This window comes from Chlorobium ferrooxidans DSM 13031, assembly GCF_000168715.1.
Taxonomy (GTDB): domain Bacteria; phylum Bacteroidota; class Chlorobiia; order Chlorobiales; family Chlorobiaceae; genus Chlorobium; species Chlorobium ferrooxidans.
On record NZ_AASE01000013.1, the window covers coordinates 52,020 to 64,319 of the forward strand.

At 49.0% G+C, this 12,300-nt stretch carries 12 protein-coding genes and 1 pseudogene; all 13 read left to right on the forward strand.

All coding sequences use genetic code 11. The features are described 5' to 3' along the window. Positions 1–497 precede the first annotated feature (497 nt). Entirely contained in the window at positions 498–1,694 is a 1,197-nt protein-coding gene (locus CFERDRAFT_RS07525) for a cysteine desulfurase family protein (protein WP_083791480.1), read from the forward strand. Further along, positions 1,678–2,288 (forward strand): annotated as a pseudogene (locus CFERDRAFT_RS07530) (iron-sulfur cluster assembly scaffold protein). Before CFERDRAFT_RS07525 ends, CFERDRAFT_RS07530 begins: the two are co-directional and overlap by 17 nt. A 140-nt stretch (positions 2,289–2,428) precedes the next feature. Continuing rightward, positions 2,429–2,869 (forward strand): hypothetical protein, encoded by a 441-nt coding sequence (locus CFERDRAFT_RS07535; protein ID WP_006366616.1) that lies wholly within the window; start codon positions 2,429–2,431, stop codon positions 2,867–2,869. Positions 2,870–2,942: 73 nt separating this feature from the next. Then, positions 2,943–4,280 (forward strand): tRNA (N6-isopentenyl adenosine(37)-C2)-methylthiotransferase MiaB, encoded by a 1,338-nt coding sequence (miaB, locus tag CFERDRAFT_RS07540; RefSeq protein WP_040433449.1) that lies wholly within the window; start codon positions 2,943–2,945, stop codon positions 4,278–4,280. A gap of 192 nt (positions 4,281–4,472) precedes the next feature. Continuing rightward, the gene (locus tag CFERDRAFT_RS07545; protein ID WP_006366618.1) at positions 4,473–5,471 is read left to right on the forward strand and encodes a UbiA family prenyltransferase; all 999 of its coding nucleotides are present in this window, start codon (positions 4,473–4,475) and stop codon (positions 5,469–5,471) included. A gap of 94 nt (positions 5,472–5,565) precedes the next feature. Then, the gene (locus tag CFERDRAFT_RS07550; protein ID WP_006366619.1) at positions 5,566–6,279 is read left to right on the forward strand and encodes a diacylglycerol/polyprenol kinase family protein; all 714 of its coding nucleotides are present in this window, start codon (positions 5,566–5,568) and stop codon (positions 6,277–6,279) included. Positions 6,280–6,294: 15 nt separating this feature from the next. Then, positions 6,295–7,050: a UDP-2,3-diacylglucosamine diphosphatase gene (locus tag CFERDRAFT_RS07555; protein ID WP_006366620.1), complete on the forward strand. Its 756-nt coding sequence runs from the start codon at positions 6,295–6,297 to the stop codon at positions 7,048–7,050. Between the two features lie 20 nt (positions 7,051–7,070). Further along, a complete protein-coding gene (hisG, locus tag CFERDRAFT_RS07560) occupies positions 7,071–7,955 on the forward strand; it encodes an ATP phosphoribosyltransferase (RefSeq protein ID WP_006366621.1) in 885 nt (294 codons plus the stop codon). A gap of 61 nt (positions 7,956–8,016) precedes the next feature. Further along, entirely contained in the window at positions 8,017–9,153 is a 1,137-nt protein-coding gene (locus CFERDRAFT_RS07565; RefSeq protein WP_006366622.1) for a glycosyltransferase, read from the forward strand. A 112-nt stretch (positions 9,154–9,265) separates the two neighbouring features. Continuing rightward, entirely contained in the window at positions 9,266–10,216 is a 951-nt protein-coding gene (locus CFERDRAFT_RS07570) for a WD40 repeat domain-containing protein (protein WP_006366623.1), read from the forward strand. A gap of 231 nt (positions 10,217–10,447) precedes the next feature. Beyond that, the gene (locus CFERDRAFT_RS07575) at positions 10,448–10,657 is read left to right on the forward strand and encodes a cold-shock protein (RefSeq protein WP_006366624.1); all 210 of its coding nucleotides are present in this window, start codon (positions 10,448–10,450) and stop codon (positions 10,655–10,657) included. Between the two features lie 372 nt (positions 10,658–11,029). Then, positions 11,030–11,614, forward strand: a complete 585-nt coding sequence (locus CFERDRAFT_RS07580) for an HAD-IA family hydrolase (protein ID WP_006366625.1) — start codon at positions 11,030–11,032, stop codon at positions 11,612–11,614. Between the two features lie 40 nt (positions 11,615–11,654). Continuing rightward, entirely contained in the window at positions 11,655–12,056 is a 402-nt protein-coding gene (arfB, locus tag CFERDRAFT_RS07585; RefSeq protein ID WP_006366626.1) for an alternative ribosome rescue aminoacyl-tRNA hydrolase ArfB, read from the forward strand. Positions 12,057–12,300: the final 244 nt, after the last annotated feature.

Genomic DNA, 12,300 nt, shown 5'->3' on the forward strand with positions numbered 1-12,300 from the left:
GGACTGACGTGGACAGGGAAAATTGAACCTTGTTCATCGTGTCTTTATTTTATAAGTCTCATTTGTCCTGTACCTCCTGTTCACCTCTCCCTGAACTCCTTTTGGTCCTTTCTTTTGTGGAGAAAAACCCCGGTCATTTCCACTTCTCCTTTTTTTCTCCCGGCAGTTGTTCCTGCTCTTTTTTGAAATAAGATAAAAAAAGTCTAATTATTGGAATTAATAGTACCGTTTTACCATTTCTTAATGCATATTCATGACTGAGCATAAAATAGTAATGCAGGATGCAGCGCTCAGGGGTATAATGTAATGGGTTGCGGGCGGTGGTGTGATCCTGTGTTTGTTATCTATGCTGCTCGTTGTTGTGCTTTTCATGATGAGACTTTTCGCTTGTGCCGGTTGCACTCCTTGTTGTGATAAAGAGCGTATATTGGCTATTATTAGCATCAATCAACCACGGCCAAGGCCGTAACCACGAATATTGAAGTATTATGGCAGACATGAAGGTTTATTTTGATCACAATGCCACAACTCCGCTGCATCCGGAGGTGAAAAAAGAGATGATTGCGGCCATGGAGATGTTCGGCAATCCTTCGAGCATGCATGCATACGGACGTGAAGCACGGGCAAATGTTGAGGCGTCACGCAGGAAAGTGGCTGAATTTATCGGGGCGCACGATGAGGAGATTATTTTTGTCGGCAGCGGGTCCGAGGCAAACAATACCGTGCTTTCACTCTTTGTCTGTGCGACGAATCAGTGTGTAGGCGGTTGCGGGATGCGCAGTACGATTATTACCACAAGAATCGAACACCCCTGTGTGCTTGAAACGGCTGAATGTCTTGCACACCGCGGGGCACATGTCAAATATCTTGATGTTGACCGTTACGGCAAAATCGATCTCGATCAGCTTCAGGGTATGCTTGGTGATGATGTCGGTCTGGTTTCGGTTATGATGGCAAACAATGAGATCGGCACCCTGCAGGATATTGAAGCGATTACCAAAATGGTGCATGCAAGCGGTGCCTATATGCATACTGATGCCGTTCAGGCAGTAGGGAAAGTGCCTGTTGATGTCCGCAGGCTCGGAGTGGATTTTCTGACTATTTCAGGTCACAAGATATATGGTCCTAAAGGTGTCGGTGCTCTTTTTGTGAAAAAAGGAGTCTCCTACTGCCCGCTGATCCGGGGTGGTCATCAGGAGAGGGGCCGGAGGGCCGGAACGGAAAATACCCTCGGCATTCTCGGCCTCGGCCGTGCTGTAGAGATGAGAGCGCTTGAAATGACGGAGGAGCACAATCGGATGGTTCAGCTTAAAACAGCCCTGAAAGAGGGGATAGAAGCGCGTATTGACGATATCTCTATCAATGGTCACCCGACAGACTCTCTTGCAGGAACGCTTAATGTCTCTTTTGAAGGCGTGGAGGGCGAAGCAGTTCTGCTCTATCTGGATCTGGAAGGCATAGCCGTCTCAACAGGATCAGCCTGTGCATCGGGTTCTCTTGACCCTTCCCATGTTCTTCTTGCTACCGGTGTGGATGCCGAGCGTGCGCACGGCTCAATACGGTTCAGTATGGGACGGGAGAGTACGATGCAGGAGGTGGATTATCTTCTTGACGTATTACCAGGAACAATTAACAAAATAAGAAACATGTCAACGGCATATATAAAAGGAGGAGTGCATGCTGCAAGCAGGTGAGTGGGCATATAGCGATACGCTGAAGGAACATTTCATGAACCCTAAGAATATTCTGCAGGGTGAGAATACCGATGATTTCGATGGTGTAGGTATGGAAGGCAACCTGCAGTGCGGGGATCAGATGATGGTGGTCATAAAGGTAGACCGCGAAAAAGATGTGATCACCGACTGTCAGTGGAAACATACGGTTGTGCAAGTGCAATTGCCAGCACTTCGGTTCTTTCCGAGATGGTCAAGGGCCGGACGCTTGACCAGGCATTCAATATCTCCCCGAAAGAGGTTGCCCTGGAGCTTGGCGGTCTTCCGGATAACAAGATTCACTGCTCGGTGCTTGGTGACAAGGCTCTGCGGGCAGCCATCAACGACTACTATACCCGTAACGGCATGACCGACAAGGTCAAGAAGGCGGATGTTAAGGTGATATGCCAGTGCATGAATGTTACCGATCACGATATTGAGGATGCTGTGCTTGAAGGTGCCCGTACCTATCTGGAGCTGCAGGAACACACCAAACTTGGAACGGTATGCGGCCAGTGCAAGGATGAAGCTGAAGTGCTGCTTGAAAAGTTCAAGCATATCCATTTTGGTGTCTGAATGAAAGGAGCGTATCTTCCGTAAAGATTGAGCTGGAGAACAAGAGGTAAAAACAGGGAAGCAAAGTGCCATCTCCTGTTTTTGCCTCTCTTCGCTTGTATTGCCAGGCCATTCCATGATGCTACCGGAACAGAGAAGCCATGACGCAACGATGGAGAAAAACGCTCTCATTTTCCGCAGCCCTCCCGTTAACAGCATTTCTTCTCAATTTCTGCTGGGAGTCCCTGCACGGACTGCTGTTTGAGGCACACCCCGGAATGCCGGCAGGCGAGTATGTTCCGATGATGCTCTTTATGGCGTTGATGGATACACTCGGCATCGTCGCACTCTATCTGTTTACCGCTCTTATTGCCCGTCGATGGAGCTGGCTGTGCAGTTGGCGCAACAACGCCATTTTTTTTCTTTCCGCTCTTGCTGCGGCATTCACTATTGAGTATATCAGTATCAATGTGCTGCATCTCTGGCACTACCGAACGGCAATGCCTGTGGTGTTCGGGGTCGGTTTGCTGCCCCTTGTTCAGCTCGCCCTTACCGGACTCTTGTCTGTTTTTGTGGCCGGACGGCTTGCATCAAACAGCTGAGGGCCTTTTCCGGATGGCGCGAAGGGCCTGTTGTTGTTCTGACAGAACATTTTATCAATGAGAAATACGAATCATGAGCACTGAACGGAGTAACCGTTTCTATATTCACACTTTCGGGTGTCAAATGAATCAGGCTGACTCTGCAATCATGGCAGCGCTGCTGGTAGAGGATGGCTACGTTCCGGCAGAGAGCGAGGGTGAGGCGGGGATTATACTGCTCAATACCTGTGCGGTTCGCGAAAATGCGGTCGAGCGTATTGAGCACTACCTCCAGCATCTTCTGGGAATGAAACGAAAACAGAAGGATCTGATTCTCGGTGTTGCCGGCTGTATTCCCCAGTATCAGCGTGAGGAGATGTTTTCAATGTCTCCGGCGATTGATTTTCTTGCCGGACCGGATACCTATCGTTCACTCCCCCTGCTTATCAGTCAGGCTCGATCGGGAAAGAGAGCTGCATCGCTGGAGTTCAACCCGGCTGAGACCTATGCGGGTATTGATCCGCGCAGGCAGGGGTTGATTACGGCCTTTGTGCCGGTTATGCGGGGATGCAATAACATGTGTGCTTACTGCGTTGTGCCTTTTACCCGTGGCCGTGAACGTAGTCACACCATGAGTTCGGTTCTCGATGAGGTGCGCAAGGTTGCCGCTTCAGGATACCGGGAGATCACGCTGCTCGGGCAGAATGTCAACTCCTACTCTGCCCCTGACAGGGATATGGATTTTGCGGGATTACTTGAGGCCGTCAGTCGCCAGGCGCCTGAGCTCAGGATTCGCTTTACCACCTCCCATCCGAAAGATATCTCCGAATCGCTGGTTCGCACCATAGCCCGGCGACCGAACATATGCAATCACATCCATCTGCCGGTTCAGTCCGGTTCGTCAAGGGTTCTGGGTCTTATGAACCGGGGGCACACCATAGAACAGTACCGCGAAAAAATAGCCCTTATCCGTTCGGTCATTCCCGATGTATCCCTCTCAACGGATCTCATTGCAGGATTCTGCGGTGAAGATGAGGCCGATCATCAGTTGACACTCAAACTGCTTTCAGATATACGGTTTGATGCGGCCTATATGTTTTTCTACTCCACACGGCCCGGCACCCTCGCCGCCCGCACTTTGGAGGACGATGTTCCCGAAGCGGTCAAAAAGCGGAGGTTGCAGGAGATCATCGATCTGCAGAACGATATTTCCGGTCAACTGCTTCAGCAATCAATCGGTTCGGTGGTTGAAGTGCTTGCCGAATCTGAAAGCCGGCGCTCTGCTGCGCAGCTTATGGGCAGGACGGATACAAACCGGGCGGTTGTTTTTGATCGAAAAGGCTATCAGCCGGGTGATCTTGTCAGCGTGCTGATCACGTCGGCCACATCAGCGACCATGACCGGGACTCCGACTGACAGCCCCAGGTGTTAGGTAGGGGCAATCCCTTGTGGTTGCCCTGAAGAAGAAAATTACAGGATATGTGGGTCCTTTTCTTTTCTGTCGGGGCTGGCTTCCAACCCTTGCAGGATTAGGGCTTTTTTATCTTGAGCCGTATTTGTAAATTGTCCCTTTGATCTCAATCATTTAACAGTCCCCCGTCGGGGCTCCGGAGAGAAGTACAGTATGTCAGTTCCCGCAAGACTCGGTTTTACCGATAAAGTTAGAGCACACCTTGAACTCCTTGATCCTGTTACCTGGATCAGTGTATTTCCCTGTCTTGCTGCAGGTGTTATGGCTTCAGGAGCCATGAAGCCGACTCTTCACGACTATCTTCTCCTTTTTGCCATCTTTCTCATGTTCGGTCCTCTTGGTACCGGTTTCAGTCAGTCGGTCAACGACTGTTTTGATCTTGAGCTTGACAGGGTCAATGAGCCAACGCGCCCGATTCCCTCTGGCCGTTTAAGTGAAAAAGAGGGGTTGTGGAACAGCATCATTGCTCTTCTCTCAGCCATCGGTCTTGGCTTGTTCCTCGGTCTGCATATTGGCGGGGTTCGTGGTATCGTGATTATCGCGTCAATTTTATCGGCACTTTTTGTGGCCTATATCTATTCAGCACCTCCGCTTAAGCTGAAAAAAAATATTCTTACCTCAGCACCCGCCGTCGGTTTTTCCTATGGCTTTGTCTCTTTTTTATCGGCAAACGCCCTCTTCGGTGATATCCGTCCTGAAGCTGTCCTGCTCGCCAGCCTGAACTTTTTTATGGCCGTGGCATTGATCATACTCAACGACTTCAAGTCGGCGGAAGGGGACAAGGATGGCGGTCTCAAATCGCTGACGGTCATGATCGGCGCAAGAAAAACCTTTCTGGTATCCTTTATCATTATTGATCTTGTTTTCGCTGTGCTTGCCTACTTCTCTTTTTCAGAGGGGTTTATGATTCCTACGGTTTTTGTCCTTATCGGTCTTGTGCTCAATCTCTATCTTCAGGTGCAGCTTCTGCGTGATCCAAAAGGAGGAATCTCATTCCTGCAGGGGGCTGTTGATGACGGTTTCGGCAATGCAATCGGCAAGAGTGATGTTCAGGAGCACAATGCGTTTCTCCGCTTTCAGGTGGCAAACAACATTCTGTTTTTAATCAATAATCTTCTGATTGCCGGTATGGTCGGTATGAAATATCTGTAAGGTTGGATTGTTATTTTTACAAAGTGTGGTGGATACTGTTCAGTGATGATCGGGCTGTCTGTTTTCAATAGTAATCGTTAAAAATAATAGTGCTATGGATACTCTTCAGTCTACTTTTTTTTCGCTGCCGGTGGTATGGCACAATGCGCTGGTTACCCTGATGACCTTTGTCTATGTATTCAGTGTTCCGCCGCTGATGGACTATTTCGTAACCAACCACTCTCTTCCACGCGATATCAGCCGCAAAATCACCCACATCTGTGCCGGATCAGTTATTGTGTTTCTTCCCCTTTTTATTGACACGGACTGGTCACACTATCTGAATATTACCGTTTTTGCTGTCTGGACCCTGCTTTTGATCCAGAAAGGGCTCTTTGCTGCCGATGATGACCAGGCGGTGAAAACCATGACACGAACCGGTGACAAGCGCGAGCTGCTCAAGGGTACGCTCTATTTTGTGGTTGTTGCCATGATCTGCGGAACGGTTTACTACAAACAGCCGGCAGGGATTCTTGCCATGGCTGTTCTCGGTTGGGGAGATGGTCTCGCTCCGATTATCGGTACCCGCTTCGGCAGGTTGAAATACCGGGTACTCAGTGATAAAAGTGTTGAAGGGAGTCTTGCTTTTCTTGTAGGAAGTATTGCCGCAGGCCTTTTCTTTGTGCAGCTTATCGTGCCCGGATCGATAGCAACGGACAAAATTATACTGATTGCGGTTATTGCAACGATTGTTGAAGGTGTCAGTCCCAAAGAGGTCGACAACCTGACTATTCCGGTTGCAGTTATTGCTGCTGCCCGTTTTTTGTAAAAGCAGGATGAACGCATGACGACAGGACCGGCGAGCTATTTTATCAGCGACTTTCATGCCGGGCTGCAGGATGAAAAAACCGAGCAGCTCAAGCTTGACAACCTCGAACGACTTTTTGCCATCATCAAGGCAGAAGGTCGTTCGCTTTATATGCTTGGCGATATTTTTGATTACTGGCTGGAGTTCCGCCATGTCATTCCAAAGGGATTTACCAGATTATTTTGTTTATTGTCTGATCTTGTTCGCAGCAACATAGAGGTCGTTTATGTTGCCGGCAATCACGACTTTTTTCTCGGGCGGTACTTTGATGATGAGCTCGGCATCCGGACACTCTATGGTATGCATGAGCTTCAGATTGACGGGCGCAGATTTGTTATAGCCCATGGTGACGGACTGGGAAAAGGGGATATCGGTTACAAACTGTTTGCCCGTGTTGTCAGGAACCGCTTCAATCTTGCGCTGCTTTCCGGTTTTCAGCCCGATCTGGCAATCGGTCTGATGAAAAGGCTCTCACAGCTCAGCCGGAAGCATAAGCCTGATAACCGTGTTTTTGAAAATGACCGGTTACTGAACTTTGCCGAACTGCTGGCAACAGAAAAAGAGTTTGACTACTTTTTATGCGGTCACAACCATGTAAAGGGGATTACGGAGCTTGCCGGAGGCCGGAAAACCTATGTCAATCTCGGATCGTGGATTGAGGGCGGCACTCCCTATGGAGTTTTCAGGGATGGTGTGTTTCATCTTAAAGAGTTACAGAACATTAACAGTTAATATCATAGACAGTATCTACCATGAGTAATACAAACAAGGTGCTCAAGCTTGGTTTGCCGAAGGGAAGTCTCCAGGATTCGACAATCGATCTTTTTGCACATGCAGGGTTTCATTTTTCTGTCCAAAGCCGATCCTATTTTCCCTCTATAGATGACGATGAGCTGGAAGCTATTCTCATAAGGGCGCAGGAGATGGCCCACTATGTCGAACTCGGCGCCTTTGATGTAGGGCTTACCGGCAGGGACTGGATCATTGAAACGGATGCCGATGTTGTTGAGGTGGCAGATCTGGTCTATTCAAAAGCCTCCATGCGTCCGGTCCGCTGGGTGCTTGCTGTGCCTGAAAACTCGCCGATCAAGTCGGTCAAAGACCTTGAAGGCAAGCATATCGCTACTGAAGTGGTCAATATCACCAAAAAATATCTTGCAAGTAACGGTGTCACGGCCTCTGTGGAGTTCAGCTGGGGAGCTACCGAAGTCAAGCCTCCCGATCTGGCCGATGCGATTGTCGAAGTGACCGAAACAGGCTCTTCACTCAGGGCCAACAAGCTGAGGATTGTCGATACGATTCTTGAATCCAATACCAAACTGATTGCCAACAAGAGCTCATGGAACGATCCGTGGAAGCGCGAAAAGATTGAGAGTATGGCTCTCATGCTTCAGGGCGCAATTAATGCACAGGGCAAAGTCGGCCTGAAAATGAATGCCCCGAAATCAGCGCTCGACAAGATTATTGCCATTATTCCTGCTCTGCGCCAGCCGACCGTCTCTCATCTTGCTGAAGAGCAGTGGGTTGCACTTGAAGTTATTGTAACCGATAAAATCGTCCGCAAGCTTATTCCTGAGCTGAAAAGAGCCGGTGCCGAGGGTATTTTTGAGTACAATATCAATAAACTGATCGATTGAAAGGCTTTGAACGTATCATGAACTTTCAGGCTGCCCGCAAGGGCGGCCTTTTTTAACGCCCATGCTCATCTATCAGATTGCAGTGCTCTTGTCACTGCTGGCTTTTTTTGCGATCCTGCTGAGGAACCTGATCGATCTCCGGCTAATGCCCGCAAATCCTTCTTGTACCGGCCCGCTTGTTTCGGTTCTTGTGCCGGCAAGGAATGAAGCGCTTAATATAGAACGCTGTGTGCGCTCCCTGTTGATGCAGGACTACGCTGCCTTTGAAATTCTGGTACTCGATGACGGTTCAACTGATGCGACTCCTCAACTGCTGCAGACGCTTCTCGATGAGTCCGGCGGACGGCTGAGGGTGCTGCAGGGTGAGCCGCTTCCGGATGGATGGCATGGCAAGGCCTGGGCATGCCTTCAGCTCAGCCGTCAGGCAAAAGGTGATCTGCTGCTCTTTACCGATGCTGATACAAAGCATGAACCTGATGCTCTCCGCCGCTCGGTTGCAGCATTGAACTCGGAAAAGGGTGATATGCTCTCTCTTACACCCCGCCAGGAGCTCGGCTCGTTATGGGAAGAGCTTGTTGTGCCTCTGGTTTATGTTATTCTCCTGTGTTACCTGCCGCTTCGCCTTGTCCGGACCAGCCGGAATCCCGCTTTTTGTTTTGCAAACGGCCAGTTTATTCTTTTCCGCAGGGAGTTCTATGACAGGATCAACGGTCATACGGCTGTCCGGCAGGCTCTGGCAGAAGATATAGGGCTCTGCAGGGAGGTGAAGAGAGCTGGAGGCAGGGTTGTGGCATTCAATGGTTTCGATGCGGTAAGCTGCAGGATGTACCGTTCATTCAGGGATATCTGGGAAGGGTTTTCAAAAAACCTCTATGCATCGCTCGGTTACAGTACCCCCGGGCTCTTTCTGCTTATGACGCTGACGGCGGCATTTTACATCGCACCCTATCTCTTTTTCTTCTACGCACTGATTGCCGGCAAGTTCACAATGCTCTTGTTCTGGCTGCCTCTAACACAGATGGTTATCGCCCTGCTCTCCCGGGTTATCATTGCAAGGCTCTTCGGTCAGTCAACAGCCATGGTTTTTCTTAACCTCTTTTCGCAGCTTATCCTTATTGCTATAGCCTGGAACTCTTTCTGGATCATACAATCGGGCAGAGGAGCCAGATGGAAGGGGCGGAACTACAATTTTTCATGAGGGAGTGCAAGATTTCGGTGAAGGCGATTAATTTTTGTAAATTGCACGATTAATGTAATATGGCAATCCCTTATTCCGGGGAGAGTCTTTCAATTCAAACGAGAGCAGTGTTATGGGTTTCATATCGAAGATATTCGGAAAAAAAGAGGTAGAGCTGAAACTTCCAGCGATTAAAGAGGACATCAATGTCATAAAGACAATGGAAGGTCATCTCGATCGGGTTCTGGGTGTCAGGTTCAGCACGGATGGCAAAAAGCTTGTCAGTGGAAGCTTCGATGAGAGCGTAATGCTGTGGGATGTAGAGTCAGGAAAATCGCTTTTCACCATGAAAGGCCATGAAACATGGGTCGAGTGCATTGACTACAGTCGCGACGGAAAACGTCTGGCGAGTGGCAGTACGGACAGTACCGCAAGAATATGGGATGCCGAAACCGGCAAGTGTCTCCATGTCTGCAAAGGTCATGATACGGCAGTCCGTATGGTGGCATTCAGCCCCGACAGCAAGGTTCTTGCAAGTTGTTCCCGAGATACGACAATCCGGCTCTGGGATGTTGAAACAGGTAATGAGCTCTCCGTGTGGCGGGGTCATAAATCATATATCGAATCGCTTGCCTACAGCCATGACGGAAAGAAAATAGTCAGTTGCGGTGAGGAGCCGGTACTTAAAATCTGGGATGTGGAGAGCGGAAGAAATATCGCTAACTACCGAACCAATGATACGCTTTCGCACGCGGTTGTTTTCAGTCCTGATGATAAATTGATCGCTTTTTGCGGGCGTGATGCCAAAGTCAAGATTGTTGACGCAGCAACAGGAGAGATTCTCAAGGTACTTGAAGGTCATGAAGATGCGGTGCGCAGTGTCTGTTTCAATCCGGAGGGAACGAAGGTCGCAAGTGCGGCAAATGACGAGTCGATCCGCCTCTGGGATGTAGCGACAGGCAAACAGCTGCACTCCTATCGTGGTCATACGCTTGAAGTACAGTCAGTAGATATTTCGCCTGATGGAAAAATCATCGCAAGCGGAAGTGATGATCGCAGAATAAAGCTCTGGGCTGTAGTATAATTGAGCGGTTTCTTCGGTGTTATTGCAAGGGGGTGCTCTTCAGGAGGGCATCAGGGATTTTTTTTGATTGATTCTAAAAAAGTGGGTTAAACTGCACAACTTTCTTTTTGAATTAGCTTAAAGTGAGTAAATTAATTTTCACGAAAAATAAATTCGTTTTTGAGCGCTTCATGTAGAGGTTCGCTCATTGTAACGCCAAGTTTAACTGGCAAAAATAAAAAAGAGGTAGATATGGGTACTCAGGTTGAAGGAACTGTCAAATGGTTCAACGAAGAAAAAGGTTACGGTTTTATTGAGCAGAAGGGTGGAAAAGACGTTTTTGTGCATCACAGTGCAATCAACGGCACCGGACGCAAAACGCTTGTTGAAGGCCAGAAAGTTTTGATGGAAGTCACACAGGGCGCAAAAGGCCTCCAGGCTGAAAATGTAACCCCTCTCTAAAGCAGTTCTGAATCACAGGGCGGTTCTTCACATCATTTTGTTCGGGCGGTTTCGACAGTTGGTCATTTATCGGCACTCTTTGCTTGTTTTATGATGGCGGTTGTTATGCTTAACCGCATCCGGTTTTTTTACTGAAACCGGAGCTCCCGGGTTTTTGATTAAAAACACAGGGCGTAATCCATGCGCCTTGTGTTTTTTTTGTTTCCGGCACATCGGGCTCAACACTTACCCTGAAATCAAGACACGGACAAAAAGGAGTTCAGGGACTGCAACAACGAAGAGAACCTTTTGCCAAAGGGAGATCACGCAGGATCGCTTGTACAGCAATCCAACAATCGGAATATGTGCACTTCTCTTTTAACCTGAACGCTTATGAGTATTATTTTACTGGATATCGGCAATGTTCTTGTTTCGGTTGATTTTCTCTCTTTCTGCCGGGGAGTTCTTCCCGACGGGAGCGCTGACGAGCAGTCAATCTGTCAAAAATATTGTCAGGGAGAGCGTAAAAGCCGGTTTGATCGCGGCATGATTGCCCCTTATGACTACATGGCAATGATTGAAGCTGATCCTGCGACACAGAGCAGCAGCAGCCTTGAGATTCGAGTGAAGTGGCAGAATATCTTTACCCCCATGCACGGCGCGGAGGATGGCGTTGAGATTCTCGGAAGAGAGCACCGGCTCTGGATTATGAGTGATACCGATCCGCTCCACTTTGCCTTTCTTTTGAATAACTTTCCTCTTTTGAAAGGACGGGAACGCTACTATCTCTCTTATGAGCACGGAGTTCTTAAAAACTCCCCTGAGGCATTCCGCAATGTTCTTTCCGACTCAGGAGTTCCGGCAGAGGAGTTTCTGCTTATTGACGACAGGCCTGAAAACTGCAAAGCCGCTTCGGAAGCAGGTATACGAAGCATCCGGTTTACATCCTGGCCGGAAATCCTTGCGGCAATTACTTGAGTGCGGTATTGCAATACGATATTGGAAGAGGAGAACTGTTATGCAGAAGATTACAGTCAGGGAGGAGGAGCTTGAACTGCACTCCATGCGTTCACAGGGCGCCGGTGGTCAGAATGTCAACAAGGTCGAGAGTGCAGTTCATCTCCGTTTTGATATCAGGGCATCATCGCTCTCTGATGAGCACAAGGAGCGACTGCTTGCCCTGAAGGACCGGCGCGTTTCAAAAGAGGGTATCCTTATTATTAAAGCGCAGCGTTATCGGACAAAGGAAAAAAATCGTGAAGATGCGCTCCAGCGGTTGCAGTCCATTCTTGAGAGTGCAGCGGTTATACAGAAAAAGCGCAAAGAGACCAAACCAACCGGGAGTTCACGGCAAAAACGGCTTGAAAGCAAGGAGAAACGCTCAGCAGTCAAGCTGCTGCGAGGGCGAATCGACTGGTAGGGTAATAAAAAAGCAGGGCTCCGGAAATGGAGCCCTGCTTTTTTATATATACTCCCGATCCTGTCAGTTGAAGCGGGAGGTACTACGATGGCGAATGTCAGATAGTCTGTGCGGTAATCGTGAACGATCCTGCATGGGCACCGGACTCTGTCGTGTTCGAGAAGTTGAGTGTCATTTTGACATCTCCAACGGTCTGGGTCTGGCCGGTAACACCGCGAAGCAGTGTTGTAACGGTTGCTCCTGT

Bases quoted from the DNA above. Each gene is read 5' to 3' on its own strand.
- CFERDRAFT_RS07565 (WP_006366622.1), top strand. From the start codon at position 8,017: ATGCTCATCTATCAGATTGCAGTGCTCTTGTCACTGCTGGCTTTTTTT.
- hisG (WP_006366621.1), top strand. From the start codon at position 7,071: ATGAGTAATACAAACAAGGTGCTCAAGCTTGGTTTGCCGAAGGGAAGT.
- CFERDRAFT_RS07580 (WP_006366625.1), top strand. From the start codon at position 11,030: ATGAGTATTATTTTACTGGATATCGGCAATGTTCTTGTTTCGGTTGAT.
- CFERDRAFT_RS07545 (WP_006366618.1), top strand. From the start codon at position 4,473: ATGTCAGTTCCCGCAAGACTCGGTTTTACCGATAAAGTTAGAGCACAC.
- CFERDRAFT_RS07575 (WP_006366624.1), top strand. From the start codon at position 10,448: ATGGGTACTCAGGTTGAAGGAACTGTCAAATGGTTCAACGAAGAAAAA.
- CFERDRAFT_RS07525 (WP_083791480.1), top strand. From the start codon at position 498: ATGAAGGTTTATTTTGATCACAATGCCACAACTCCGCTGCATCCGGAG.
- miaB (WP_040433449.1), top strand. From the start codon at position 2,943: ATGAGCACTGAACGGAGTAACCGTTTCTATATTCACACTTTCGGGTGT.
- CFERDRAFT_RS07555 (WP_006366620.1), top strand. From the start codon at position 6,295: ATGACGACAGGACCGGCGAGCTATTTTATCAGCGACTTTCATGCCGGG.
- CFERDRAFT_RS07570 (WP_006366623.1), top strand. From the start codon at position 9,266: ATGGGTTTCATATCGAAGATATTCGGAAAAAAAGAGGTAGAGCTGAAA.
- arfB (WP_006366626.1), top strand. From the start codon at position 11,655: ATGCAGAAGATTACAGTCAGGGAGGAGGAGCTTGAACTGCACTCCATG.
- CFERDRAFT_RS07550 (WP_006366619.1), top strand. From the start codon at position 5,566: ATGGATACTCTTCAGTCTACTTTTTTTTCGCTGCCGGTGGTATGGCAC.
- CFERDRAFT_RS07535 (WP_006366616.1), top strand. From the start codon at position 2,429: ATGACGCAACGATGGAGAAAAACGCTCTCATTTTCCGCAGCCCTCCCG.